Here is a 26,477-nt window from a genome sequence, read left to right as displayed (position 1 = left end):
GCGCCCATTAGGCTGGAGGTATGTCCTCCACAGCCGGGTCCGATTCCTCTGGTTCCCTTTCACCCTCTGAAGCCTATCGAGCCAGCGTTGAGCGGGCGGCGGAAGCGGCGAGTTACCTGGGCCGCTTCCGCCGGACGCTCGACTTCGCACTGGATGACTTTCAGCTCCAGGCGTGCCGTTCATTGCAGGAGGGTCGAGGTGTCCTGGTGGCAGCACCAACCGGTGCAGGAAAGACCATCGTTGGCGAATTCGCTATCTACCTGGCGTTGCAGCGCGGCTTGAAGGCGTTCTACACCACGCCCATCAAGGCCCTCAGCAATCAGAAGTTCTTTGAACTCAGCGAGAAATACGGCCCGGAGAACGTAGGCCTGCTTACCGGTGATACCAACATCAATGGTGACGCTCCGGTAGTCGTGATGACCACCGAAGTCCTGCGCAACATGCTTTATGCGGACTCGGACGCCCTGTTCGACCTCGGCTACGTCGTCATGGACGAGGTCCATTATCTGGCTGACAGGTTCCGCGGGGCCGTTTGGGAGGAAGTGATTATCCATCTGCCCAGCGAGGTGCAGGTGGCTTCGCTCAGCGCCACAGTGTCGAACGCTGAAGAGTTCGGCGCCTGGCTCGATACAGTACGCGGCGACACCGACGTCATAGTTTCGGAGCACCGGCCGGTGCCGCTGTGGCAGCACGTAATGGTCGGCAGGGAGATTATTGACCTCTTCGCCGATCAAACCACCTTTGATGAGATCGCCCCGCCTGCGGACCGTAATACTGTCGAGGCCACGGTGGCACGGCCGGTTAAGGCGCGCACCGGCTACGAGGTCAACCCCGAACTGACCGCACTGGCACGCAACGAGACCCCGGCGCACAGCCGAGCCCGCGCTGCCCACAGCGGCCGCAACGGACGCCGCCAGCAACGCCGGGGCGACTCCTACGGCCGCGGCCAGGGACATGGGCAGGACAACGGTGCCATCCGCAAGGCCAGCCGCCCGCAGGTCATCGCCAGCCTGGACAAGCAGGACTTGTTACCGGCCATCACCTTCATCTTCTCGCGGGCCGGTTGTGATGCCGCCGTAGCCCAATGTGTATCCTCCGGATTGTGGCTCACCTCCGAAAAGGAACAGCGCATCATCGCGCAGCGCGTGGACGAGGCCGGCCAGGACATCCCGTCGGACGATCTTGACGTCCTCGGCTTCTGGACATGGCGGGAGGGCCTGGTGCGCGGATTTGCCGCCCACCATGCCGGCATGCTCCCCACCTTCAAGGAAGTAGTGGAAAAGCTGTTCGCGGAAGGGCTCGTCAAGGCCGTCTTCGCCACGGAAACCCTGGCCCTGGGTGTCAACATGCCAGCCCGGACAGTGGTGCTGGAGAAGCTGGATAAATTTAACGGCGAATCCCACGTGGACATTACTGCGGGCGAATACACCCAGCTGACCGGCCGCGCCGGACGGCGCGGCATCGACGTCGAAGGTCATGCCGTCGTGCTGTGGCAGCCGGGAACCGATCCCGCCGCCGTTGCAGGTCTGGCTTCCCGCCGGACCTATCCGCTGAATTCCAGCTTCCGTCCCAGCTACAACATGAGCATCAACCTGCTGGCACAGTTCGGCCGCTCCCGGGCGCGCGAGATCCTTGAGTCCTCCTTCGCACAGTTCCAGGCTGACCGTTCCGTGGTGGGCCTTGCCAGGCAGGTGAGGGCTCTCGAGGAGTCGCTGGCCGGCTACGCCAGGTCCATGACCTGTCATCTGGGGGATTTCACGGAGTACGCCCGCCTGCAAAGGGAACTATCCGACGCCGAAAAAGCCTCCTCGCGTACGCTCACCAAGGCGAGGAAGTCCCTTACTGACGATTCCCTGGCCAGGCTCCTGCCCGGAGACGTGATCGAGGTCCCGCAGGGCCGCGCCCCCGGGACGGTAGTGGTCCTGGCGGCGGACCATCACAGCCGTGAACCCAGGCCGGCCGTGCTGACCCTCGACGGCCAGCTGCGTCGCGTGGGCAACGATGATCTGGATGGACCGATCGCCCCTGTTACCCGCGTACGGATTCCCAAAGGATTCAACGGCAAGACCCCCAAGTCCCGGCGCGACCTCGCCTCGGCCGTTCGTGATGCGCTTCGTGAAAACCGGCCGCCATCGCCGGCCAGCGCACGCAACAGCGCGTTCGCCGGCGGGTCAGGCTCTGCCGACCAGGAAAAGCGCATCGTGGAGCTGCGAAAGGCGCTTCGCGCCCATCCCTGCCATGGTTGCAGCGAGCGGGAGGACCATGCCCGCTGGTCCGAGCGCTGGTGGAAGCTTCGCCGCGAGGCCGACGGCCTGGTCCGGCAGATCCAGTCCAGGACCAACACCATCGCCAAGACCTTCGACAGGGTCTGTGATGTCCTGGCAGCCTATGGCTACCTTGAAACCCGGGACGACGGCGAGCTTTCCATCAGCCGCGACGGCCAACGGCTGCGTCGAATCTACGGTGAAAAGGACCTGCTGATTTCACAGGCGCTGCGGCTGGGCGCCTTTGACGACCTCGACGCCGTCGAACTTGCAGCCGTTGCCTCCGCCCTGGTCTTTCAGGCCCGGCGGGAGGAGGGCGGGCTCCGGCCCCGGATGCCCAGCGTTTCCCTCGAAACGTCCGTGGACATCATGGTCCAGGAGTGGTCCGCCCTCGAGGACCTCGAGGAGCAGAAGAAACTGCCGCTGACGGGCGAGCCTGAACTGGGGTTGATCTGGCCGCTCTACAAGTGGGCCAAGGGCAAACACCTGCAGGAGGTGCTCCGCGGTACGGATCTGGCAGCGGGTGACTTTGTCCGCTGGGTCAAGCAGGTTATCGACCTCCTGGACCAGCTGGCCGGCATTCCCGGGCTCGAACCACGGCTGGCACGGCTCTGCACCGAGGCCATCAGGAAGATCCGCAGGGGAGTGGTGGCGTACTCAGCCGTGACCTGACCGGCCAGCACCCGGCCGCCCAAAGCATAATCCACAGAGACACCACCCCGGTGTGTGCAATCCAAGGAGTCCGCCTGCCATGACAGCAACCCAATACAGCCCTGCCGCCCGCCCAGAACGACGCGTGGTCCTCTACCGGAACGGTTCGGTCTACACCGCCGCTGATCCCTTCGCTTCCGCAATGCTGGTTGACGACGGCCAGGTGGCGTGGGTGGGGTCGGAGCAGGCGGCCTCCTCGATTGCCGACGCTTCCATGGACATTGTTGATCTCCAGGGCGCCCTTGTTGCGCCCGGTTTCGTAGATTCGCACATCCATCTGACCGAGACCGGCATCGCCCTGTCAGGCTTGCAACTTGGGCAGGTCAGGTCGGCCACGGAGCTCCTGGACGCCGTGGCAGTGCGGGCGGCCGCCGGTGACGGAATAATCCTGGGACATGGTTGGGATGAATCCACCTGGCCCAGCCCGGAACTTCCGACGCCGGAACAACTGGAGCGTGCCGCAGCAGGGCGGCCTCTTTATCTGGCACGGATCGACGTACATTCGGCACTGGTGTCACCGTCACTGGCAGCAGCTGCGCACCTGTTGGGGCTCGATGGCTACTCCGGGGGCTCAATGGTCGTCAGGGACGCCCACGTGGCAGCCCGCCGGTTCACCCGGGACCTGCCGGAGTCCGCAAGGAAGGACTTCCAGGAACACGCGCTCCGGGAAGCCGGCGCACAGGGCTACGTAGCCGTTGCCGAGATGGCCGGGCCGAACATATCCAGCCCCGAAGACCTGCGCCTGGCGGTGGCCCGGAACAACGCGCCGGTCACCGGGCCCGAGGTCCTGGCGTACTGGGCGGAACTCGCCACCTCCGAAGACCAGACCCGTGCCCTGCTGTCCAGCCTGGGGGCTCCGGTCCGCGGCCTTGCCGGAGACCTGAACATTGACGGCTCACTCGGATCGCGCACGGCAGCCCTCCGCTCAGATTATTCGGATGCCGCAGGACACCGGGGCTCGCTGTATCTCTCAGTGGATGAGGCCGCTACACATCTGGCCGTTTGTTCGCTGCTGGGCATCCAAGGCGGCTTCCATGTGATTGGCGACGCCGGCCTGGATGTTGCCCTGGAAGCCCTGGACCGTGCTGCAGCCCAGGTAGGGGAGAGCCTCGTCCGGGCGGCGGGCCACCGCTTTGAGCACGTTGAAATGGCCGATGACGACGCCGTTCAGAGATTGGCGCGTTACTCCGTGTCCGTCAGCGCGCAACCTGCCTTCGATGCGTTGTGGGGCGGTACCGGGGCTCTGTACGAACAACGCCTGGGCGGTCGAAGCACGTCTATGAACCCCTTCGCTTCCTTTTACTCCGCCGGGGTGCCCATCACCTTCGGCAGTGACAGCCCCGTCACGCCCCTGGCGCCCTGGTCCAGTGTCCGGGCATGCGTGGAGCATCACAACCCTGAAGCACAGGTCTCCGCCCGCGCCGCGTTTCTGGGCCATACCAGGGCAGGCTGGCGGGCTGCACGCTACTCAAACCCCATGGCGGGGCAGCTGGTGCCGGGAGCACCGGCAAGTTTCGCCGTCTGGGAGGTGGAGGAACTGATGGTCCAGGTATCCGATGGCAGGGTGCAGTCCTGGAGTACCGATCCCCGTGCCCGGACCCCTTTGCTGCCGGCCCTCGATACCGGGAGTGATCCGGTCTGCCTGCAGACGGTACGGGACGGCGTCGAGATCTATTCCTCCGGGGACCTTCCCAAGGGCTGACAGGGCGCGTCATCTTGACCGCCGGTCCAGGAAACTTCTCCACCGGAGACGGCTCGCTGAGCTGCGGCGACGTCTGTCGCGGCTGGTGGGGGACCGGTTGACAGCTGTCCTGCAACACGTAGCATTGTGCTTCAACGGGTGGGGGACAATACCGGTTTCCGCCCGGCTACGGCGGGCTTGGGCCCAGACCAGGACGTTTCGGCCAAACCGATCGGGCCGGGGAGCGTGCTGTAGCTACCGGGGCAGGTCCACAGGTGCAGAGAACAGTTTCGAAAGCCGTGCAGCGCGGCACCACGGAACCGGCCCGCGACTGTGGACCTGCCTTCGTGGCCCTATAATGGGGATTTGTGCTTGGACCCGGCTGTTCCGGTTCCTGCCGTGCTGATCGTCCCCTTTCGGAAAGGCCCTCTGTGCGCGTCCTGACCATCATCCCTACCTATAACGAGTTGGAGTCGCTGCCGCTGACCCTTGGACGCCTGAGGACGGCCGTTCCGGAGTCGGATGTGTTGGTGGTTGACGACAACAGCCCGGACGGTACCGGCCAGCTTGCGGACCGCATCGCCGCGGAGGACCAGCAGGTCCACGTGCTGCACCGCAAGGGTAAGGAAGGCCTGGGCGCGGCCTACATCGCAGGATTCCAGTGGGGCCTCGAGGCTGGTTATGACGTCCTGGTGGAGATGGATGCAGATGGTTCGCACCAGCCGGAGCAGCTTCCGCTGCTGCTAGATGCCATCGAGGACGGCGCTGACCTCGCCATGGGTTCCAGGTGGGTCAGCGGCGGCAGCGTCGTTAACTGGCCGTTCCACCGCCAGCTTATTTCCCGGACGGGAAGCTTGTATGCCCGCCTCATGCTGGGGCTGAGCATCAAGGACGTCACTGGCGGCTACCGCGCGTTCCGCCGCACCACGCTTGAAAAGCTGAACCTGTCAGAGGTTGAGTCGGTGGGGTACGGTTTCCAGGTGGATCTGGCCTGGCGGGTTGCCAAGCTGGGGCTGACCATCGTAGAGCGGCCCATCACTTTTGTGGAGCGTGAACTCGGTGCCTCGAAAATGAGCGGCAACATTGTCGTCGAGGCCATGCTCAACGTCACCAGATGGGGCCTGGCAGCTCGTTGGAACAAGCTGACAGGTAAGGCAGCCAAGTAGTTCCGTCTACGGGACCAAAGCAGGCTGGAAGAAAAAAACGGGGCCTGCCGTAACGGTTGTTACGGCAGGCCCGCTTTTGCGTCCCTAGAGAAAGGGCGGGTCCAATCAGGCGCTGCGGCGCTCTCCACGGCGTTCGCGCAGAATGGTCAGTCGATCCTCGAGGATCTGCTCAAGTTCCGGAAGGCTCCGGCGTTCCAGCAACATGTCCCAGTGGGTGCGCACAGCTTTTTCGTTGCTGGTGTCAGGACGCTCACCGTCAACGAGCAGGGCTTCCTTGCCTGTCTTTGAAACCCAAACGGGGGGAATTTCGGCCTCGGAAGAGAAAGTGACGAACACCTGTTCGCCGTCTTCACACCGGTACTCGACACGCTGACGCGGAGCCGGTTCAACACCGGATTCGGTCTCCATGCTCTGCGCGCCCAGGCGCATTCCCCGCAGGCTGCGATCGCTCATGATTTCTCCCTCTGTTCGGTTCGCGAGGCTGTAACCCCGCGCTAGCCGGCGACCGAAATCATCGCCGGGCTATGATGTGCACAACGCTGCATCATGCTAGATTCAACGTCCTGCGAAGCGTTCTTGTTCCGGCTCGAATGGCCGAACCGGACAAATATTTCATTATACGGAAACCCGTCCTCACAGCAAAATCCGGGCCACTGCGCGGAGTGCGCAGGGGCCCGGATCAGCGGAGCAGTGGTTACGAAGCGGGCGTCTCAGATCCTGAACCGCTGCCGAAGATGCCCTGGCCTGACTTGTCCTGACCGGACTTATCCTCGGCCGGGACGCCTCCAAGGGCACTGCCAATACCCTTGAGCGCTTCGCCAACTTCGCTGGGAATGATCCACAACTTATTGGATGTACCCTCGGCCAGTTTTGGCAGGGTCTGCAGGTACTGGTAGGCCAGGAGCTTCTGGTCCGGGTTACCGGCGTGGATGGCGCCAAAGACCTTCTGGATGGCCTGGGCTTCGCCGTCGGCGCGCAGGATGGCAGCTTTGGCGTCACCCTCTGCAGCCAGAATGGAAGCCTGCCGCTGGCCCTCGGCCGTCAGGATGGCGGACTGCTTGGTGCCTTCGGCGGTGAGGATGGCTGCACGGCGGTCACGTTCGGCGCGCATCTGCTTTTCCATCGAGTCCTGGATGGAGTGGGGCGGGTCAATGGCCTTGAGCTCCACGCGTGAAACACGGATACCCCACCGTCCCGTAGCTTCATCCAGGACTCCACGGAGCTGGCCGTTGATCTGGTCACGCGATGTCAGAGCCTCTTCAAGGTTGAGCCCGCCCACCACGTTACGCAGCGTGGTGGTGGTCAGCTGCTCAACCGCCTGGATGTAATTGGCGATCTCATAGGTGGCTGCGCGCGGGTCCGTGACCTGGAAGTAGACGACGGTGTCAATGGAGACCACCAGGTTGTCTTCGGTGATGACGGGCTGGGGCGGAAACGACACGACCTGCTCGCGCAGGTCCAGCAGCGGCAGCAGCCGGTCAACGAACGGGATGAGGATCGTCAGGCCGGGGAGAAGCGTGCGCTGGTACTTTCCAAGGCGTTCGACGACGCCGGCCCTCGCCTGAGGGATGATCCGTACCGAGCGGACCAAGACAATAATCACGAATACAATCAGAACCAGCAGCACCACTGTTGCGGCGACTCCTCCGGCGTTATCCATACATCTCCTTCATTCCCCAGTTTGATAAGTGAAGCTGTAGCCGTAGCTTGTTCAACAATCCTGCCCGGCGGGCAGAACAATTAGTTGACCGCAGGGTCCGTTGGAGCCGTGACAACTGCCGTGGCCCCATCAATGGCTGCCACGATCACGCCTTCGCCGGCAGCGATGGTTCCGGCGGCGGAGCGGGCGCTCCATACGTCCCCGCCGATTTTCACCCGGCCACCGTTGGCGGTCACCGGTTCCAGCACCAGCGCTGTCTCACCGATCAACCGGTCGATGTTGCTGCGCTGCTCTGCCGGACCCTTCTTCAGGTGCGCCAGCGCTACGGGACGGATAAAAGCGATCATCAGCAGCGAGACGACGCAGAAGGCGACGATCTGGAGCCAGAACTCCCCGCCCGCGAGTTCAGTAACCAGGCCAGCCAGGGCACCAGCTCCGAGCATGATGAAAAACAGGTCGAGGGTGAGCATTTCAATGACGGCAAACGCCAGGAACAGGGTGAGCCAGAGGGCCCACCAGTTTTGACCAATCCATTCAAACATTTCTTCCCCCTTGCAATTCCGCGTCCATATGGGAACCGCGGCATACTCATCGTAATGCGCCATGCTCGGAGAGGGCAGGGGAGTCCTGGAACCATGCTGAACGTGGCCAAGTTGTGACCTCCAGTGCCTCTGGCCGGTACACAGGACTTCAGGCAGGGAGCGGCCGGAACGTTGTGATCCTGAACTGAGCTGTTACCCGGGTGATGCCATTTCCGGACAACGCAGCGCTCAGGGCGGCACGGTCCAGGTGATGGCCTGCCGGACCCATATACGCAAGGTCCGCTACTTCGCTGACGGCCAGGTCCATAGCCACATCCAGGTCCTCGAAGCCCAGTTTTTCGAACCGGCCGGCCAGCTGTCCGGCCAGCCGATCGTCCTTGCCCTGCTCTATCCCTAGCATTCCCAGGGCTGTGGCTATCTCCGAAAGATGACCCGGCCTCGGAGTCACCACCACCAGGAGTCCTTCCGGCCGTAGTGCCCTGACAAATTCTGCGGCATTGCGGGGCGCGAACACCACCATGATGGCATCTACGGTCCGGTCAGCAATCGGAAGGGGTTGCCAGATGTCTGCCACCAGGTTCATGGCCTCCGGGTTGAGCCGGGCAGCCCGCCGGACGGCAAACTTTGAAATGTCCATGGCAAGGGCCCTAAGCCCGGCAGCAGCGGGGATCCTGTCCAGGACCCTGCGGAGATAGTGCCCGGTGCCGGTACCGGCATCGAGGATCAGCGGGGATTCTCGCGTCAGTGCGGGGGAAACCGCCGCGGCAACAGCTTCAGCCAGTGCGTCGTAATGGCCGCTGGCCAGGAAGTCGTGGCGGGCGGCCACCATCGCCGCGGAGTCCGCCTCAAAAACCGTTCCCTTGCCTACCAGGAAATTAAAATAGCCCTGCTTTGCGGCGTCGAAATGGTGGCCCGCCTGGCAATGCATGGAGGCTGGTCCGCCCTCGTCCCCTGATGCCGCGGATAAAGCGAGGGGCGTCCGGCAAACGGGGCACAGCAAGGCAGGCTTGGGGTGGGCAGGCATGGCTTCAATCCTGGGCTTCGCGCATGAAGCCCAGGGCTTCGCTGGCGCGGCCGATGCCCGGCTCTGCCCAACGGGCTGCGTATTCGGAATTGGTGCTCAATGATCGGAGTTCGGCCTTGTCAATGTACAGGACTCCGGCCAGGTGGTCTGTTTCATGTTGGACGATGCGGGACTGCCAGCCCTCGAACTCGCGGTGAAGGGCCGTGCCATCAGGGGTCAGGTAATCAAGCGCCACCCGCTCGGGGCGGACAACGACGGCCTGCAACCCGTTCAGCGACAGGCACCCTTCGTAGAAAGCCGCTGTTGCCGGGCCCATGGGCTGATACCGCGGGTTCAGCATGGCAAAGAACTCAAGCGGGTGCCGGTTCCGTGCTGCAGCAACCTCCGGGTCAAGCGGATAGAGGTCTTCGAGAACGGCCAGCTGCAGGGGAATACCCAGTTGCGGAGCAGCCAGCCCCACACCAGGTGCCTCATGCATAACCGTTCGCATCAGCTCTATGAAGCGGGCCAGCTCGGTGCCTGAAAGCTGTCCATCAAATTTGACGGCGGGCTGCCGCAGAGCCGGATGACCCGCCTGCACAATCGGCGGAAGAACCCCGGCGTCCAGCAAACCAAGGACCGCCTCCCGGATGCCCGCTGCTTTGGGACTGAAAGGTGAATCGCGGAATTCGGCGGGCTGGCTCATGGCCAATATCCTAGCCGGGCGTGCAGGTCATGCTGACGAAGTCGTGGATGGCACCCTTGAGCTGCTGTCCGGCCGCCACCTTGATGGTGCCGCCCTGGCCACCCACGGACACTTCCAGTGGGATCAGGGTGCCTACTTTGTCTTCTGCTACAGCGTGCGGATCGCAGCGTGCGGGGCGAACCCGCAACAGGACAGTCCGGGGTACGTCCCCGGACCGGACGTAGATTCGTTCCGGCCACGGTGCCGCAGGATCGGCAGCCAGCAGGGTCGTCCCAAGAATCCGCTCAATCACCAGTTCACCGCCTGCTGGGGCAGCACCCTCCGCGGCGGGGGTTATGGCGAGCCGGAGCGTTGCCGTCCCTGTGGCTTCATGTTGAAGATGAGGGAGGAGTTCGACGGCGGCAATTGCCTTTACGGCGTGGGTGAGGCATTGTTCCGTCCGGTTCCGCTCCAGGACGCCGAAGGCGTCTGTCACGTAGGTTGCGGCCACCGCACCGTGGCCCCCCAGTTCCAGGCGGGCGGACAACGCCGGCTCCGGTGGGATTCGTTGAGGGTCCACGCACTCAGGTTCCGGAAGCTCTGTAACCAGACTCTTAGGTTGGCCGGGCGGGAGGACGGTGCCGTCGCCGTCGGCCGTCCACGCCACGGGACCGGCAAAAAGGCCACTGTCCAGGAAGACTGACGTAACCGTCACGGGTCCGGGACCATTGTTCGTGGCTAACAGGTCAATGAGCCGCGTTCCGTAATTGGAGCGGGACTGGTTAACTTCGATCGTGTAAGTATGCTGCGTAGTGCCGGTTGGCCCGGTATCCGGGGGCCCCGCAGCGGGCGAGCAGGAGGCTAACGCAACAAGGGCCGCCGCAGCAGCTGCCTGTGCCACCAGCCGCCGTCCCGTCGTCGCAGGTTTTGATCCCGCCGCAGAGACCCGCATACAGCGCAGTCTAGGCCCAGGTGAGGGGCCGGACCAGAGGAATTCCTGCATCCTGATCGGCTAGTGTCGGGTTCATGACGGAACACTTGAGCTTGCCTGATGATGCCCTCAGCCGGGTGCTGGAATTTGTGAGGACCATAGAAGCCGGGGGAGGTTCTGCTGACATCCGGCCGTTCCTGGCCCCGGATTTCCAGCTGACCGAGGCGCCGAACCTGCTCTCGCCCAAAGGCGCCGTCCGGTCCCTCGAACAGGTACTGGAAGGAGCGGACGCAAGCCGGGAAGTGGTCAAGGACCAGCGGTTTGATGTCACCGGGAGCACCTCAGACGGCGTTAACGTGGTGTTGGAGGTCGATTGGTCCGCCACGTCCCTGATGGACCTGCGCTACTGGGACCGCGGCCAGCTGATCCGGGCCAAGACGTGCTCGGTGTTCGGCGTCCGGAACGGCCTGATCTACCGCCAGAGCAGCTACGACTGTTACCACCAGGACGACTGACGAGTCTGTGGCAGCCGCTTACTTACGGCCAGGCGGATTGTTACTGCATGGTGAAGCGTTGAGCCATGTACCTGTTCACTGCCGGAATACCGGCCAGCCCGCCGACGAACCTGTTCCGCAGGGCCAGCAAAGGAACGGGACCCGGACGGCCCAGCATCATGTTGATCTCTGACTGGAAAGCGGCTCGGCGCGCCGCCCGGCGCCGGGAATGCTCAAAGTGGCGGACGGCACTATCCGTGGCGGAGCCGCGGAGGTCCAGCGCGATGATGGGGGCAAGCTCCGCTGCATCAAGCCAGCCCAGGTTCATGCCCTGCCCGCCAATGGGACTGACCTCGTGGGCGGCGTCGCCAATCACGGCTGTGCGTGTGTTCAGGAGCCTGGGAAGTATGCTGCTCCGGACGCGGAAGCTACTGACCATGGAGCATGATTCCACGTCCGGCGCCGCCCCTGTCCGGGCATTCACGACGCCGGCAAGCCAGCGGGCGGTAGGGTCCGGCGTGTAGTCATCCACCCGGGCTACCCAGCGCCTGATGTTCCCAGGCAACGGGAACGATTCAACAATCCCGTCAGGTTCCAGGAACAGGACGGCCGTGCTGCCAAAGCCCGTGGAATCGGCGAAATCGCCCATAACGTAGGAGTCCCTGTACTCCCGCTGGCGGATCCTGTCCTGGCCGGCAGACCCTTCCTGTGGCAGCGATGACCGGGCGCCTGCCGCCACAACACACCAGCGGGCCTGCACCTGTTCCGTCCGAACTTCCCCTCCGCGAGCACCATCGGTGACGGTCACAGCAACGTCCACGCGGCCGCCGCGGTCCAAGCAACCGGACACCCGGGCACCGCGCCGCACCGCACCGGCGTCGAGCACTGCCACCCGTGCTTCCAGCACTGCCTCGGTCAGCATCTGTGGACTGGAAAGCACAAACGGATAGCGGGACGGCAACACCGAGAAGTCCATCTTGGCGAGCTGCCGCCCGTTGCCGAAAGCGTGCCCTGAACTGATGGCTACGCCCCCGCGGATCAGGGCGTCCGAGCAGCCAACCCGGTCCAGGGCTTCCAGCGCCGGGGGATGAATTCCGATAGCCCGGGAATGGCCGCTGCGTTCGAGCCTCTGTTCGAATACCCTGACGCTTATGCCCTCCTGCAGCAGCAGGCCCGCCAGATAGAGGCCCACCGGACCGCCACCCACAATGGCGACGTCAATCATGGTCGTCCGCAGGGGCATCACGGGCGGTGAGCAGCAGCTGACGGAACGGCCGGATGGGAACAACCTGCCACGACGACGGCGCTGCCGCCGCAAGCTCGCCCGGCGTGTAGCTCCGTCGAATGGACGTCAACCCGTCTTCGCGGATGAACGAGCCCCGCAGCGGCAGTGCGGCAAGGCCGAAAAGAACATAGGCGGCCGGATGGCGGCGCAGGTCGTTGTGCACAACAAGCTGCCGGGACAATTGCTCCGATTCCCGCAGGAAGTCCCCGAATTCCCGGGGACCTAAATGGTGGAGGACGTGATTGGAAATGACCAGGTCGAAGGTCTTCCCCTCCGCCACCAGCTCCCGGCCTGCCGCCTGGCGGAAGGTCACGCGCCCGCGGCCCGGACGGCCCAGGGCGAAATCCATGGCCCGGGGATCAGGATCGACGCCGGTAACGCTGAGCCTCAACCCGTCCCGCCGGGCAAGGCTGTCCAGATGCAGCGCAACGTCGCCACCGCCGCAGCCTAGGTCCAGGAGTGTGGTGGGAACGTCCGTGGACAGCCGCGGCCGAAGATACCTGCGGTACACCGCTGACCAACCCGCGAAAGCCCTGTTGACCAGTGGAAATTGTTGATAAGTCCTGCGCAGTGTGGCCAAGTCGCAGTCCGGATTATCCATCCTTTCGCGATCGTTCACCGCGCGATGGTCCAGCATCATGGGTAGGTGTCAACCGTCACCGGGGACAGGTGTCCGGTGCCCGCTATGGCTCGAGCGTCGTCCACATTGCCTGTTGCGCTGACCGCGGCGGGTACGGCGGCATCGCGGACGGATTCGAAGGCAGGGGAGAGGCTCCGAAGCTTGGTGAACAGTCCGGTTTCAACCGTGAGGCCGGGGCCGAACGCCATGGAACACATCTGTTCACCCTCACCGCCGGGCTGTTCCAGGATGTTCCTGATGACGAACAGCACAGTTGAACTGCTCATGTTTCCGTAGTTCCTCAGCACTTCACGCGCAGGAACCAATTGTTTCTCTGTGAGCTCCAGCCGGTGCTGGACCTTATCCAGGATGCTTCTTCCGCCTGGGTGGATGGCCCAGTGCGGAACGCTCTGGTAAGGCGTGCCGCTCAACCTGCCACCAGGGCCGAAGTAGGGCTCCAGGGCGCCGGTGATGTGTTCTTCAATGATGTGCGGTACGTAGTTCCCCAGGATCATCTCGAATCCGTGGTCACCTATGTTCCAGGCCATGGATTCTTCGCCCACCGGCGTCAGGACCGTCTCCATCTGGTCAAGGCTCAACAGCGGGGGCTCACCGTCGAAGTCCCGGGCGCTGACCACGGCGGCCGCTGCGCCGTCTGCAAAAAGAGCCGATCCCATGATGGTGTCAGGATCGTTAGAGGCACGGACATGGAGTGAGCAGAGTTCGGCGCAGACCACTAATACCACTGCGTCAGGATCCGCCTCGCAGAACTGCTTGGCTGCACGCAGTGCCGGAAACGCCGCATAGCAACCCATAAAACCGAGATGGAAGCGCTGCACCGACGGCTGCAGCCCCAGCTCGCGGACGATCTTGTAGTCGGGGCCGGGGTTGAAGAACCCGGTGCAGGACACAGTGACAAGGTGGGTGATGTCCTGCGGCCCGGCACCGGCGAAGGCGTCAAGCGCATTGCGTGCTGCTTGAACAAATAGCTTGGTCGCTTCCGTGGCGAAAATATCGTTGCGGACCTTGGTGCTCGGGTTGAGCAGCAGCCCCGTGGCCGAATCAAAGAACTGTGGATCGTCGGTCCGGGAATCCATGCTGAGTTCCCTGACGGCCGTGTACCGGGTATCAATGGCCGCAGAGTCAAAACATGTTGAAACCAGCCTCGTCCCCAATCGGGTCAGCCCGGGCTGGGCAGCGAAAACGTCGCGCGCTTCGTGCTGGAACAACACCGTTGCCGGAACTGCGGTTTCGAGCGACCTCACGTAAACAGTCATTGCTTCATTCTTGGCCAGCATCGGCCTGAAGACAATGCCTGAAAGGACAAAACCCCATTTCAAGCGCCCCTGCCGCACCTTTTAACCGAGGTATCCCCGCGTCACGGTACAGCTGATCCTGAGCTGCGGGGACCCTTCTCACCAGACCGTTACCGGCGGGCTGGCTCATGGTGCTGCGTTTTGGAGGTAACAGCCCGCGTTCAACATGCTGGACAATGCGCAGGACCAGTGGCAGTATCGCGCACGTGACCACCATTGCCGTTGATGCCCAGCGCCTACGCGACCTGGCACTGTTGCGGCGGGTCCGGGACAGGATAGACCGGGAGTACGCTCAGCCGCTGAACGTCGAAGCGCTCGCCCGCGGCGTCAACATGTCAGCGGGACATCTCAGCAGGCAGTTCCGTAGTGCATACGGGGAACCGCCGTACAGCTATCTGATGACCCGGCGGATCGAACGGGCGATGACTCTCTTGCGTCAGACCGATTTGTCCGTCACGGACGTCTGCTTCGCCGTCGGCTGTTCCTCACTCGGAACCTTCAGTACCAGGTTTTCTGAGCTCGTCGGCGTCCCGCCCAGTGTCTACAAGGGCCGGGCGCGTGCTACGCACGGCATGCCGTCGTGCGTAGTAAAACAGGTCACCAGACCGGTCAGGAATCAAGAAGTACCGGCTGTTGGAGCCCACCTAGACTGATCCGCATGAACCTTTCGATCCATTGGACATTCCTCCCGCATAATGACCCCGATGCCTCCCTGGAGTTCTATCGGGACACCCTCGGATTCGAGGTGCGCAACGACGTCGGATATGGCGGCATGCGCTGGATCACCGTCGGTCCACCGGACCAGCCGCAGACGGCCATTGTTTTGGAACCACCTGCAGCCGATCCCGGACTGACCGATGACGAACGCCGCACGATTGCCGAGCTGATGGCCAAGGGCAACTACGCGCGCATAGTCCTGGCGACCACTGACCTGGATGGCACGTTCGAACGCCTGGCAGCCAGCGGTGCTGAAGTGGTGCAGGAAGTGACCCAGCAGGCATACGGAATTCGCGACTGCGCCTTCCGGGATCCGGCCGGCAACATGATCCGAATCAATGAGCTCTCCTGATCCGAGAGGCAAAGACTGTTTAGATAGAGCCAGTGGGCCCGCCGGCGACGGCGTTGGCGGGCCCCTTTAGCAGATGGAGACACGATGAGCACGGCGACGGGCACAGACGCGGGGCAGCAAGCGGTCCACATTGCAGATACTCACGACCTGATCCGGGTGCAGGGGGCACGCGAGAACAATCTCAAGGACGTCTGTATCGAGATCCCCAAGCGCCGGCTTACTGTGTTCACCGGCGTGTCGGGGTCAGGAAAGAGTTCCCTGGTGTTCGACACCATCGCCGCGGAGTCGCAGCGCATGATCAATGAAACCTACAGCGCCTTCCTGCAGGGCTTCATGCCGACGCTGGCCCGGCCGGACGTGGACCTGCTGGAAGGCCTGACCACGGCCATCATCGTGGACCAGGAGCGGATGGGCGCCAATCCGCGGTCCACCGTTGGCACGGCTACAGACGTCAACGCCATGCTGCGCATTATCTTCAGCCGCCTGGGCCAGCCGCACATTGGATCGCCGCAGGCGTTTTCTTTTAACGTCGCCTCCATCAGCGGAGCCGGAGCCGTCACCATTGAAAAGGCCGGCCAGACCACCAAGGAGCGGCGCAGCTTCAGCATCACGGGCGGCATGTGCCCGCGCTGCGAGGGCATGGGGTCAGTGACTGACTTCGACCTGTCCGCACTGTATGACGACAGCAAATCCCTCAGCGACGGTGCCCTGACCATTCCCGGTTACACCATGGAGGGCTGGTATGGCCGTATCTTCAGCGGCTCCGGCTTTTTCGATATGGCCAAGCCCATTGCGAAGTACACCAAGAAGGAACTCCATGATCTCCTCTACAAGGAGCCGGTCAAGATTAAGGTCGAGGGCATCAACCTGACGTACGAGGGCCTGATCCCGAAAATCCAGAAGTCCATGCTGGTCAAGGACCGCGAAGCGATGCAGCCGCATATTCGGGCATTCGTGGACCGGGCCATCACCTTCACCACCTGTCCTGAGTGCAATGGCACCCGGCTCAGCGAGGCAGCACGTTCCTCGAAAATCAAGGGCATCAACATTGCCGACGCCTGCGCCATGCAGATCAGCGACCTCGCCGTTTGGGTGCGGGGCCTGAGCGAGCCGTCGGTGGCGCCGTTGCTTGAGGCGCTGGGGGAGACCCTCGATTCATTCGTTGAGATCGGCCTGGGGTACCTCAGTGTGGACCGCCCCTCCGGCACCCTGTCCGGTGGAGAGAGTCAGCGCACCAAGATGATCCGCCACCTGGGTTCGTCCCTCACGGACGTCACCTACGTCTTTGACGAACCGACGATCGGGCTGCACCCGCACGACATCCAGCGGATGAACGGGCTCCTGCTGCGCCTTCGCGACAAAGGCAACACGGTTCTGGTGGTGGAACACAAACCAGAAGCAATCGCGATTGCCGATCACGTCGTCGACCTTGGTCCAGGCGCCGGTACTGCGGGAGGCAGTGTTTGCTACGAAGGCACTGTGGAGGGTCTGCGGAAGAGCGGCACCCTGACCGGCCGTCATTTCGACGACAGGGCAGCCCTTAAGGAGACGGTCAGGAGGTCCAGCGGCAAACTCGAAATCCGGGGAGCCAACGCAAACAACCTGCAGAACGTCGACGTCGATATCCCGTTGGGTGTGCTCTGCGTTCTGACCGGGGTAGCCGGTTCCGGCAAGAGTTCGCTGATCCGGAGTTCGGTATCGGGGCGTGAAGGCGTGGTAACGGTGGACCAGACGGGCATCAGGGGTTCCCGTCGAAGCAACCCGGCAACCTACACCGGCCTCCTGGAGCCTGTCCGCAAGGCTTTCGCGAAGGCCAATGCTGTCAAGCCCGCATTGTTCAGCGCCAACTCCGAGGGTGCCTGTCCAACGTGCAATGGTGCCGGTGTCACCTTCACCGACCTGGCCATGATGGCTGGCGTTGCCACCACCTGCGTGGAGTGCGACGGCAAGCGCTTCCAGGCCGATGTGCTGGATTACAAGCTGGGCGGCAAGGACATCAGCGAGGTGCTCTCGATTCCTGTGACTGAAGCCCTGGACTACTTCAATACGGGGGAGTCACGCGTTCCCGCTGCCCACAAAATCGTTGAGCGGTTGGCGGACGTCGGACTCGGCTACCTAAGCCTCGGCCAGCCACTCACCACGCTCTCCGGCGGTGAACGCCAACGGCTCAAACTGGCTACCCAGATGGCTGAAAAGGGCGGCGTCTACGTTCTGGATGAACCCACCACAGGACTGCACCTGGCCGATGTCGAACAGCTTCTCGGCCTGCTGGACCGTCTGGTGGAGTCCGGGAAGTCAGTGATCGTCATCGAGCACCATCAGGCGGTGATGGCCCATGCGGACTGGATCATCGATTTGGGCCCGGGAGCAGGCCACGACGGCGGGAGGATCGTTTTCGAGGGAACGCCGGCGGAGCTGGTGGCCACCAAGCCAACACTTACCGGAGAGCACCTTGCCGCCTACGTCGGCGGGTGACCGCTACCGGCTCGGTGTTTTCGCCGTTCCGGAGTCAACATCTGTTGACGCCGAAATGCGCGTCAACTATTGTTGACGCATGGAGGTGGAACGGATGAAAACACTTGTTGCGTCAATGGATGGAAAGGGCCCTGCGGAGGCGCTCTACGCTGTAGCGGAACTTACCAAGGAAGTCAGCAGGGCCGAAGCTTCCCTTGTCCGGAATGCGCGTCAGGCGGGTTTGTCCTGGGAAGCAATCGCTCTGTGTCTGGGCGTGAGCAAGCAGGCAGTCCACCGCAAATACGGCAAAATGTGAGCGTGCAAGCCGTTGACACCATAACGATCACGGAAACACTCGTGCAGCTGGCGGCGGACCGGCGACGGGGCGCGTTTCGTGAGTAGGTGAAGGGTTCCGAGCCGGGCCCCGCCCGATGAGAGTTAGGACCGTCATTCGACGCCCTCACACCATCGGGTGCCCTATACGCTGTCGCGAACCGGCCGTGTCCGGCGCCGGCTCACGCGGCTGGGGCGGCCTTGGTGGGGGAGCAGCTGCCTTCGTCGTTGCGGTGCGGGAGTATAGGCGCGACTGTGTTGGTCTGCGGGTCGTGGCCTGTGCAGCTCCGGCACGTCTTCGCCGATGATTGGCGTGCCACTGGGCCGGCATGAGGAAGCCCAGGCAACGATCTGTTGCGGCCCTGATCAGCTGGTTCCAGCGCGCCACCTGATCCCCAAGCTGCCTACGTTCATTCTCGGCAAACCCGGGCCGGGACCATCCACGCTGGGGCGCAAGATGCTCCTGGACCTCTTCGGCCAGGGCTTGCACCCTTCGTGCTGGGGACCTGAAGGCCGAGGGCGCCGACGCGCGGTCGAGGTCAGGCCGACAGCCGGGTCATCTACGGCGGCAGCGGCGGCCCAACCCTATCACCAAGGGACTTCGCCGTCGCCGGCCTGTTCCTAGGTCGGGGCGGCTAACCCATGAACGGTCGTTCACGAGCAGAGGTGCAGCCGTCGAGCCAGGTCGCCCCAAACGTCATTGCTTGTGCTAACGGATACTGCTACTATCTGATAGTGAAGATATCCGAAATGGCCAAGTCGGCGGGCGTCCCCTTGTCTGCAGTGAAGTACTACCAGCGCGAAGGCCTTATCCCTGAAGGGATCCGGTCCTCAGCGAACCAAGTCGCCTACAGCGAGACGCACGTACAACGAGTTCGTCTCATTCGCGCACTTATCGAGACGGGCGGCCTGTCCATCTCCGCCACGAGGGAGGTCATCCGGGTGATCGACACCCCCGGCATGCCGATCGCCGAGACGTTCCGCGTCGCTCAACACGCCATGAGCACCCCGAGAACAGCAGAGTCCACACCGAGCGCCATCACCCGAGAGCGCGTTGCGTCCGTCGCCCAGCACCAGGGATGGTGCATTACCGATGACAACCCTGGACTTGATGAGGCAGCTCGCGCCCTCGACGGGCTTCATGCGATCGGATTCGACGCGCCCGATGAATATCTCGGTGCTTATGCGGCGGCGGCGGCGTCTGCGGCCGACGCGGATCTGAACGCACTCACGGCACTCTCTGGCCCCGATGAAGTGGCAGAACTGATGGTCGTGGGGACGGCGCTCGGTGACCCGCTCTTCGCTGGCCTGCGCCGCCTTGCGCACCAACACGCCACGTCAACCCTCTTTCCCACCATCGATCCGAATGGAACCCCCTCATGACCATCACATCCCGTCACGTTGTTCTCGGCGGCAACGGCATCGTCGGCCGCGAAACCCTGCGCGCCCTGACCGCGGTTGGAGAAAGACCTTCCTCCGTCGGCCGCCTCCCATCGGCCATTGCCGGAGCGCATTCCCTGACCGCTGACCTTCTCAGTGCCAGCGACGTTTCGCGCGCACTGCAAGGCGCCGACGTCGCCTACCTCACCGCAGGCCTCCCGTACTCGGCGCGCGTATGGGCGGAACAATGGCCCGTTGTCCTCCGCAACACGATCGTCGCCGCGCTCGAGCACGGCGTTCATCTTGTTTACCTCGACAACGTCTACGCGTACGGCCTCGTCGACGGCGTCATGACCGAACACACGCCCCTCGCACCGAGGAGCAAAAAAGGTGAAGTGCGCGCAGCCGCCCTGCGCTCTCTCGACGACGCTCAGTCACGGGGACTGACGGTGACCATCGGGAGAAGCGCTGACTTCTATGGCCCAGGTGCCAGCACCAGCGTCTTCAACACCTTCGCCCTCGACAAGGTCGCCGCAGGAAAAGCCGGGACCTGGCTTTTCGACGCAGAGCAACCACACTCCCTCACCTACACCCCCGACATCGGCGACGCCCTCGCCATCCTCGGTAGAGAACCCGCCGCCAGAGGCCAGACGTGGCACCTACCGACCGCCCCCGCACTGACAGGCCGCCAATACGTCGAAATCGCGGCCGGTCCCGATGCCCGCACCGCGGTAATGGGAAGCACGACGATGCGAATCGGCGCACTCTTCAATCCCGCAGCTCGCGAAACTCTCGAAATGGACTACCAGTACACCCGGCCCTACCTCTTCGACTCCAACAGGTTCGAAGCGGCCTTCGGCATGACCGCGACACCAACTGCACACGGCATTGCGACGTCGCTTGCGCACAGGCGAATGACGTCATGATCGCGACGCTGCGCCGGGCCTATCGATGGCACCGGCCACTAATGATCGTCGCAGGCCTCATGCTTTCCTGCGCCGCACTCAGCATCGCCGGCATTGTGCTTGATCCTCGCGAGATCCTGGGCACGCCGGCATGGTCCAAACCGCTGAAATTCTCGCTCTCGATCTTCGTGTACACATTCACCTGGGCCTGGCTCATCGCTCACCTGCCCCGGTGGCGGCGCCTTACGCATGCTCTTGGCACGATCATCGCCGTCACCCTCGCCATCGAACAAGCGTTGATCATCTGGGCCGCAGCCACCGGCACGACAAGCCACTTCAACATCTCCAACGGCCTACACACCGCGGTTTGGGCGACCATGGCAACGGCCATCACCATCATGTACCTCTGCACACTCGTGACGTCGGCAGCAGCATTTTTCATGCGCCTACAAACGCCGGCGATCACCGTCGCATTGCGCGCTGGCTTGGCCAACGCCCTCGCCGGAATCGGAGTCGCATTCCTCATGACCGGCCCAACAGCTGAACAACTGAGTACTCCTTCCGGAATCGCCGGGGCACATGCGGTCGGCGTGACCGACGGTGGCCCCGGCCTGCCGCTACTGGGATGGAGTACACAGGGCGGCGACTACCGAATCGCTCACTTCATTGGAATGCACGCGCTGCAAGTGCTTCCTCTCCTCGCCATCGGCCTGAACGCCGCAGCACGCCACCTCCCTCTTCTCTCGCCACCCGGAGTACAACTGCGTCTGGTGGTCGCCGCCTCCCTTGCCTACGCCGCCGCCGTCGGACTTCTCACTGCTCAAGCAGCCGCGGGACAATCGGTCGTCCGCCCGGACGGCTTCTTTCTCGCCGCGGGGTGGGCTGTTGCTCTCCTCTGCGGAAGCTCCGCAGCTCATACTTTCTTCCTCAGCTCAAAGTCATCAAAGAGAGCACCGTTACAGAATGTTTGAGTAAGCGTTACCCGCTAAACCGATGCGACTAAGAGGCCCGCAGCGACAGGAACCAGGGACGCGGCATCATGCAATGGGGCGTTCCCTTTGCGGAGCAAGAAAACCTGTTCGCCGCACCCAATTCAACTAAAAACCTGGCGCATTCTCCTGGGTTCAAACAGGAGGCCACGAGGAATCGCGGAAAAGAAGTTATTCGGCGTCGTAGGTGTTGGCGATGTAGACGTCACAGGGAGCATTGTGCGCCACGCTATTGGCGACGCTACCTAGGACGCGGCCGATCCCCTGCATTCTGCGGTTTCCCACCACTATGATGCCTGCGTCTATCCGGACCGCTTCCTTGATAAGGGCGTCCGCGGGTCTGCCGCGGACGGCTGAAACTGTCACGTTGATCCCAGGGCCTAACGACTGTGCCACCGACCGGGCAACATGCTCAGCAGAGTCAGCGTCGGACACGATCCATTTGTCACTGCCGACGTCAAAGACCTCAGCGCGATCGCTGTCGAAGGCCGACACAACGTGGAGGGAAGCGCCCACGGCAGCTGCGAGATTCCGCGCCGATTCCGCGGCCTTTTTCGCGGTTGCACTGCCGTCAACTCCTACAACTATTATTGCGCTCATGTGCGTGCTCCTTTGCTTGAACTATGGGCGTTTGGGTCTCACAGGCGCAGATCGTAGCCTGGCCTAACTTCGAGGCGGGAGGTTAGTTTGGTCCGCCATATCGGTGCGGTCACCGAGCAATCCGGAACGGCTACCTCGACCCCTTGCAGCCGAGGCGACGGGTGCAGGGGGTCGCAGATAGCGGGTCCGCTGAACATTCGAAGGGGTTCCGGAAAAACTAAGAGGCTTCAACCTGAAAGGATCAGGTCGCAGCTACTGAGCTGCTGAGAGCTTCGAGTACTGCTAGGCCGATTTCAGCGTCCTGGTCAGGGGTTCCACCGGCGACGCCAAGGCCGCCTAGGTGCTTTTCGTCCAGAACTAAGGGGAATCCACCGCGAATGTTTGTGAGAAGATTGTCGGTTCCCATTGGAAGGGCAAGCGCGAAGTCTCCCTGCATCCATCCACTGGGCCTACGAGAGGACGCCGCTGTATTGGCTTTCCGTCGGCTTGTCTCAACGCTGTGGGGCATCGATCCGTCCGCCCGGCCGAAGGCAACGAGACCCATCATAGGATCGACGACAGTGACTGCGACCAAAACACCTCGCTTAGACCCTTCCTCGATGGCCAACGAGACAGCCCGTGCGGCGACCGGATAGCTCACCGAAAGTGTTTCAACATAGTTTTGCATGAGGTTTTTCCTTGTGCGTTCATGAGTTAAACAGCGGGAATTGCTGCTGAGCGGATAAGGGCCGCTTTGACTTCACGTCGTCGTTGGTGAAGGAGAGGTTCGGTGTAGCCGTTGGGCTGGCTGGTTCCTTGGAACACCAGATCGACAGCGCACTGGAAGGCGATGCTTTCCTCGTAGTTGGAGGACATGGGTCGGTACAGCGGATCAGTTGCGTTCTGTTCATCTACAACTGCGGCCATCCGTTTCATGCTTTGCTGCACGTCCTGCACGCTCACTACTCCATGGCGGAGCCAGTTGGCGATGTGTTGGCTTGATATGCGCAAGGTGGCGCGGTCCTCCATGAGCGCAATGTCTTGCATGTCAGGGACCTTGGAACATCCCACCCCCTGGTCAATCCAGCGGACGACGTAGCCGAGCAGCGACTGCATATTGTTATCGAGTTCTTCCTGACGCTCGGCCGCGGACCACGAGGGGTTAGCTTCGATGGGAAGAGTCAGCAGTCCCTCAAGGGTGCCGCGGCGGCCCTGATTGGCGATGTCCCGCTGTCGGTAAGGAACATCTACGCGGTGGTAATGGATGGCGTGGAGGGTCGCCGCGGTGGGGGAGGGTACCCAGGCAGTAGTGGCCCCAGCCAGGGGGTGGGCAACCTTTTGCTCGAGCATCGCAGCCATGAGCTCGGGCATCGCCCACATGCCTTTACCGATCTGGCCGTGGCCGGGCAACCCCACCTCAAGGCCAATGTCGACGTTTTGATCCTCATAGGCGGATATCCACGCCTGGTTGCGCATGTCAGCCTTGCGGACGAAAGGCCCGGCCTCCATTGAGGTGTGTATTTCGTCGCCGGACCGGTCCAGGAAGCCGGTGTTGATGAACACCAGTCGTTCCCGGGCTTCCGCTATGCAGGCCTTGAGGTTGACCGTCGTCCGTCGCTCCTCGTCCATCAGGCCGAGCTTCAGCGTGTTCAGCGGCAGCCCAAGAAGCTCCTCCACGCGGCGGAAGAGTTCGACCGTGAAAGCTACCTCGGCCGGTCCGTGCATTTTCGGCTTCACGATGTAAATGGAACCTTGGGTCCCGTTTCGCAAAGGGTTGGAGGGATCGCGGCCGGGCAACGCGGTCAGCGTAGTGAGAACGGCGTCCAAAATGCCCTCGCCGATCTCGTTTCCTTGGGAATCGAGCACGGCGTCGGTGCTCATGAGGTGCCCGACATTGCGGGCGAAGAGAAGTGCCCGTCCCGGCACCGTGACTTCTGCTGCGCCATCTGGAGTGGTATAGCGCCGGTCGTTTGCCAGCCGCCGGACCACCACTTCACTTCCCTTTTTGAAGCTGTCTGCGAGGTCACCGCGGTTGATTCCGAGCCAATTGCGGTAGCAGAGGATCTTATCCTCGGCGTCCACGGCAGAAACTGAATCCTCGAAGTCAATGATGGTCGTAACGGCTGATTCGAGGAGGACGTCGGAGATGCCTGCCGGGTCGGTCCGTCCAACCTGTGTTGAAGCATCGATAGCGATCTCGACGTGAAGCCCATGGTGGCGCAGCAGGACTGCCGATGGTGAGCCTGCCCCACCCAGATAGCCGACGAACAGTTCAGGCTGAAGCAGGCTGCTGAAGGTGCCGTCTGCCAGTTCCACGGTCAGGCTGTGATCATATACGGCGTATCCCACGGAATCGGCGTGGCGTCCTGCAGTTAGCGGGAAGAACTCGTCCAGCAGGTCGCGCACGAATGCGACCACCAGTTTGCCGCGTGAAGGATCATAGCCTTTTACTCCCGACGCCGGGGCCAACGTGTCGGTGCCGTACAGGGCATCATAGAGGGAGCCCCACCGCGCGTTTGCGGCGTTAAGTGCATATCGGGCATTTGATACGGGCACAACCAGTTGGGGTCCGGCTAGGTGGGCGATTTCCCTATCGACTCCGGCGGTCAGTACCTGTACGTCTTCCGGTTCGGGAAGGATGTACCCGATTTTTTCCAGGAAGGTCCGGTATTCGTTTGGGTCGATCGGAACCGAGTGCAGTGCGTGCCATCCGTCAATTTGTGCCTGGAGTTCGTCCCGCCGGGCGAGTAGCTCACGGTTTTTGGGTGCCAGGTCTTGGACAATCTGTTCAAAACCCTGCCAGAAGTCTGCTGCTCGGATGCCCGAGACGGGCAAGGCCTCCTGCTCGATAAAACGGTGCAAGGCCTTGTCGACGGAGAGGCCTCCGGCTTGCATGCGATCTTCCTGGTCCATCATGAACGTCCTGTCGTTGTAACGCCGCGGGCAGTACCTGAAGCCGCGAAAATGGACCCGGGATTGAGGATTCCTGCCGGGTCGAGGGCGCGTTTCACGTTGTGTGAGATCTCCAGGAGGTCCTCTCCGATCTGGTTAACGAGCCAGGGCCGCTTTAGTCGGCCTACGCCGTGTTCGCCGGTGATGGTGCCTTCCAGGTCTATGGCGAGGTCCATGACCTCGCCATAGGCGAGGTATGCGCGCTCCTTCATGTCGGGGTCATCCGGGTTGAAAACAATCAGCGGATGAGTGTTGCCGTCACCCGCGTGAGCGATGAAGGCTATGACCACGTTGCGGGCTTCAGCGATCTTCTCTACTCCGAGAATGAGTTCTCCCAGTCGGGGGATGGCTACGCCTACGTCCTCCAGCAGCAGTGTACCCAAGCGTTCGACGGAAGGGATGGCGATCCGCCGGGCGTGGGCAAACCGCTCACCTTCCTGTTGGTCAGCAACTTCGAATGCCTCGAACGCGCCGTGCCGTGCAAAAGCTTCCAGCATGGTTGTGACTTCGGCGCCGCTGGGGCTTTGGTCATCCGAGCGGGCAACGACGAGGGCTGACGCGTGCCGGTGCAAGCCCATGGCCAGTACGTCTTCGACGGCATTGATGGACGTCGCGTCCATGTACTCGAGCATTGAGGGGCGGATGCTTGAGGCGATCTCAAGGATCGCGGCCGCTGCGTCCGCGCTGCTGGCGAACCACCCTACTACCGTCCGTGCGGGCGGTGCTTCCGGCAGGAGGCGCAGGGTGAGCTCAGTGATGATGCCAAGCGTTCCCTCGCTGCCCACAAAGAGCTTGAGCATAGACAAGCCCGCGACGTCTTTTAGCCGCGGCCCGCCGAGGCGTACAACTCGCCCATCGGCAGTGACTACTTCCATCCCAAGGATGTAGTCAGAGGTGACACCGTACTTGACGCAGCACAGGCCGCCGGCGTTAGTGGCGGCATTGCCGCCGATGGTGCAGATCTCGTAGGACGCGGGGTCCGGCGGATACCACAGCCCTGCCTGGGCGGCAGCCGCCTTGACCTCGGCGTTGAGCAGCCCCGGCTGGACGACGGCGGTGCGGGTGACTGCGTCGACATGGATGCTGCGCATCCGCTCGGTGCTCAGCACGATGCCGTTGTTGACAGCGGTAGCTCCTCCGGAAAGGCCAGTCCCCGCACCCCTCGGCACGACGGGGATCCGATATTTAGCCGCCCACTGCATGGTTGCTTGGATGTGCTCAGTGGTCAGGGGAAGCACGACAGCCATCGGCATGCCGGCTTCGGGATCAAAGGCGCGGTCCTGTTGGTACGGTCCCATGGCTGCAGGATCCGTGATCAGGGCTTCGGGCGGCAGTACGAGGGCGAGTTCGTCGATCGTCTGGCCGGGTGCATGGCTTTGGTCTGTTACTTCGGATGCCGGAGGTTGTAGCTCTGCATCCTGCACGTTGGCAGCGTGTGACACGTGGTCGGGCTCCTTTT

The 26,477-nt window shown here is 62.7% G+C and carries 24 protein-coding genes; 11 read left to right on the top strand and 13 right to left on the bottom strand.

Features of this window, described 5'->3' with window-relative positions; genetic code table 11:
• The first annotated feature begins 20 nt into the window (after positions 1-20).
• The 3 genes from AC50X5_RS10865 to AC50X5_RS10855 all read left to right on the top strand — a co-directional run bounded on the left by AC50X5_RS10865 (position 21) and on the right by AC50X5_RS10855 (position 5,822).
• Entirely contained in the window at positions 21-2,936 is a 2,916-nt protein-coding gene (locus tag AC50X5_RS10865; RefSeq protein WP_494976127.1) for a DEAD/DEAH box helicase, read from the top strand.
• Positions 2,937-3,015: 79 nt separating this feature from the next.
• Positions 3,016-4,677 carry an amidohydrolase gene (locus AC50X5_RS10860; RefSeq protein ID WP_494976126.1) on the top strand — a complete coding sequence of 554 codons (1,662 nt, stop codon included), beginning with the start codon at positions 3,016-3,018 and terminating at the stop codon, positions 4,675-4,677.
• 410 nt (positions 4,678-5,087) lie between these two features.
• Complete coding sequence (locus AC50X5_RS10855; RefSeq protein ID WP_494976125.1) at positions 5,088-5,822, top strand: polyprenol monophosphomannose synthase; 735 nt, start codon at positions 5,088-5,090, stop codon at positions 5,820-5,822.
• Positions 5,823-5,927: 105 nt separating this feature from the next.
• Here the strand turns inward: AC50X5_RS10855 and AC50X5_RS10850 are convergent, their stop codons facing one another.
• The 6 genes from AC50X5_RS10850 to AC50X5_RS10825 all read right to left on the bottom strand — a co-directional run bounded on the left by AC50X5_RS10850 (position 5,928) and on the right by AC50X5_RS10825 (position 10,664).
• Entirely contained in the window at positions 5,928-6,275 is a 348-nt protein-coding gene (locus tag AC50X5_RS10850) for an RNA polymerase-binding protein RbpA (protein ID WP_003802221.1), read from the bottom strand.
• Between the two features lie 241 nt (positions 6,276-6,516).
• A complete protein-coding gene (locus AC50X5_RS10845) occupies positions 6,517-7,482 on the bottom strand; it encodes an SPFH domain-containing protein (protein WP_494976124.1) in 966 nt (321 codons plus the stop codon).
• 80 nt (positions 7,483-7,562) lie between these two features.
• Positions 7,563-8,024: an NfeD family protein gene (locus tag AC50X5_RS10840; RefSeq protein WP_463937807.1), complete on the bottom strand. Its 462-nt coding sequence runs from the start codon at positions 8,022-8,024 to the stop codon at positions 7,563-7,565.
• Positions 8,025-8,172: 148 nt separating this feature from the next.
• Positions 8,173-9,048, bottom strand: a complete 876-nt coding sequence (locus AC50X5_RS10835; RefSeq protein WP_494976123.1) for a putative RNA methyltransferase — start codon at positions 9,046-9,048, stop codon at positions 8,173-8,175.
• Between the two features lie 4 nt (positions 9,049-9,052).
• Entirely contained in the window at positions 9,053-9,733 is a 681-nt protein-coding gene (locus AC50X5_RS10830) for a peptide deformylase (protein ID WP_494976122.1), read from the bottom strand.
• A 10-nt stretch (positions 9,734-9,743) separates the two neighbouring features.
• On the bottom strand, positions 9,744-10,664 hold the full coding sequence (locus AC50X5_RS10825) for a hypothetical protein (RefSeq protein WP_494976121.1): 921 nt from the start codon (positions 10,662-10,664) through the stop codon (positions 9,744-9,746).
• Between the two features lie 74 nt (positions 10,665-10,738).
• Between AC50X5_RS10825 and AC50X5_RS10820 the strand changes: the two genes are divergently transcribed.
• Positions 10,739-11,158, top strand: a complete 420-nt coding sequence (locus AC50X5_RS10820) for a nuclear transport factor 2 family protein (protein ID WP_494976120.1) — start codon at positions 10,739-10,741, stop codon at positions 11,156-11,158.
• 40 nt (positions 11,159-11,198) lie between these two features.
• Here the strand turns inward: AC50X5_RS10820 and AC50X5_RS10815 are convergent, their stop codons facing one another.
• From AC50X5_RS10815 to AC50X5_RS10805, 3 genes are read right to left on the bottom strand one after another with little or no spacing between them, the layout of a single operon-like run.
• Positions 11,199-12,362: an FAD-dependent oxidoreductase gene (locus tag AC50X5_RS10815; RefSeq protein ID WP_494976119.1), complete on the bottom strand. Its 1,164-nt coding sequence runs from the start codon at positions 12,360-12,362 to the stop codon at positions 11,199-11,201.
• Positions 12,355-13,041: a class I SAM-dependent methyltransferase gene (locus tag AC50X5_RS10810; protein WP_494976118.1), complete on the bottom strand. Its 687-nt coding sequence runs from the start codon at positions 13,039-13,041 to the stop codon at positions 12,355-12,357. The genes AC50X5_RS10815 and AC50X5_RS10810 overlap by 8 nt, the downstream gene beginning before the upstream one ends.
• A gap of 17 nt (positions 13,042-13,058) precedes the next feature.
• Entirely contained in the window at positions 13,059-14,318 is a 1,260-nt protein-coding gene (locus tag AC50X5_RS10805) for a type III polyketide synthase (RefSeq protein ID WP_494976117.1), read from the bottom strand.
• 215 nt (positions 14,319-14,533) lie between these two features.
• Between AC50X5_RS10805 and AC50X5_RS10800 the strand changes: the two genes are divergently transcribed.
• The 7 genes from AC50X5_RS10800 to AC50X5_RS10770 all read left to right on the top strand — a co-directional run bounded on the left by AC50X5_RS10800 (position 14,534) and on the right by AC50X5_RS10770 (position 21,469).
• Positions 14,534-15,010, top strand: a complete 477-nt coding sequence (locus AC50X5_RS10800) for a helix-turn-helix transcriptional regulator (protein ID WP_494976116.1) — start codon at positions 14,534-14,536, stop codon at positions 15,008-15,010.
• Between the two features lie 5 nt (positions 15,011-15,015).
• Positions 15,016-15,426, top strand: coding sequence for a VOC family protein (locus tag AC50X5_RS10795; protein WP_494976115.1), 411 nt, complete (start codon positions 15,016-15,018; stop codon positions 15,424-15,426).
• 84 nt (positions 15,427-15,510) lie between these two features.
• On the top strand, positions 15,511-17,901 hold the full coding sequence (locus tag AC50X5_RS10790; protein WP_494976114.1) for an ATP-binding cassette domain-containing protein: 2,391 nt from the start codon (positions 15,511-15,513) through the stop codon (positions 17,899-17,901).
• Between the two features lie 79 nt (positions 17,902-17,980).
• Positions 17,981-18,196: an AsnC family protein gene (locus AC50X5_RS10785; protein ID WP_494976113.1), complete on the top strand. Its 216-nt coding sequence runs from the start codon at positions 17,981-17,983 to the stop codon at positions 18,194-18,196.
• Between the two features lie 752 nt (positions 18,197-18,948).
• Positions 18,949-19,596, top strand: coding sequence for a MerR family transcriptional regulator (locus tag AC50X5_RS10780; protein ID WP_494976112.1), 648 nt, complete (start codon positions 18,949-18,951; stop codon positions 19,594-19,596).
• Positions 19,593-20,519, top strand: coding sequence for an NAD-dependent epimerase/dehydratase family protein (locus tag AC50X5_RS10775; RefSeq protein WP_494976111.1), 927 nt, complete (start codon positions 19,593-19,595; stop codon positions 20,517-20,519). Before AC50X5_RS10780 ends, AC50X5_RS10775 begins: the two co-directional genes overlap by 4 nt.
• Positions 20,516-21,469 (top strand): hypothetical protein, encoded by a 954-nt coding sequence (locus tag AC50X5_RS10770; RefSeq protein ID WP_494976110.1) that lies wholly within the window; start codon positions 20,516-20,518, stop codon positions 21,467-21,469. The genes AC50X5_RS10775 and AC50X5_RS10770 overlap by 4 nt, the downstream gene beginning before the upstream one ends.
• Before the next feature lie 189 nt (positions 21,470-21,658).
• Here the strand turns inward: AC50X5_RS10770 and AC50X5_RS10765 are convergent, their stop codons facing one another.
• The 4 genes from AC50X5_RS10765 to AC50X5_RS10750 all read right to left on the bottom strand — a co-directional run bounded on the left by AC50X5_RS10765 (position 21,659) and on the right by AC50X5_RS10750 (position 26,460).
• Positions 21,659-22,087 carry a universal stress protein gene (locus AC50X5_RS10765; RefSeq protein WP_494976109.1) on the bottom strand — a complete coding sequence of 143 codons (429 nt, stop codon included), beginning with the start codon at positions 22,085-22,087 and terminating at the stop codon, positions 21,659-21,661.
• Positions 22,088-22,328: 241 nt separating this feature from the next.
• On the bottom strand, positions 22,329-22,754 hold the full coding sequence (locus AC50X5_RS10760) for a GlcG/HbpS family heme-binding protein (protein ID WP_494976108.1): 426 nt from the start codon (positions 22,752-22,754) through the stop codon (positions 22,329-22,331).
• A 26-nt stretch (positions 22,755-22,780) separates the two neighbouring features.
• Positions 22,781-24,982, bottom strand: coding sequence for a malate synthase G (locus AC50X5_RS10755; RefSeq protein WP_494976107.1), 2,202 nt, complete (start codon positions 24,980-24,982; stop codon positions 22,781-22,783).
• Positions 24,979-26,460 carry an FAD-binding oxidoreductase gene (locus tag AC50X5_RS10750; protein ID WP_494976106.1) on the bottom strand — a complete coding sequence of 494 codons (1,482 nt, stop codon included), beginning with the start codon at positions 26,458-26,460 and terminating at the stop codon, positions 24,979-24,981. Before AC50X5_RS10750 ends, AC50X5_RS10755 begins: the two co-directional genes overlap by 4 nt.
• Positions 26,461-26,477: the final 17 nt, after the last annotated feature.

The organism is Pseudarthrobacter sp. MDT1-40-2 (assembly GCF_059383595.1).
This window is presented reverse-complemented; position numbering and strand designations above follow the sequence as displayed.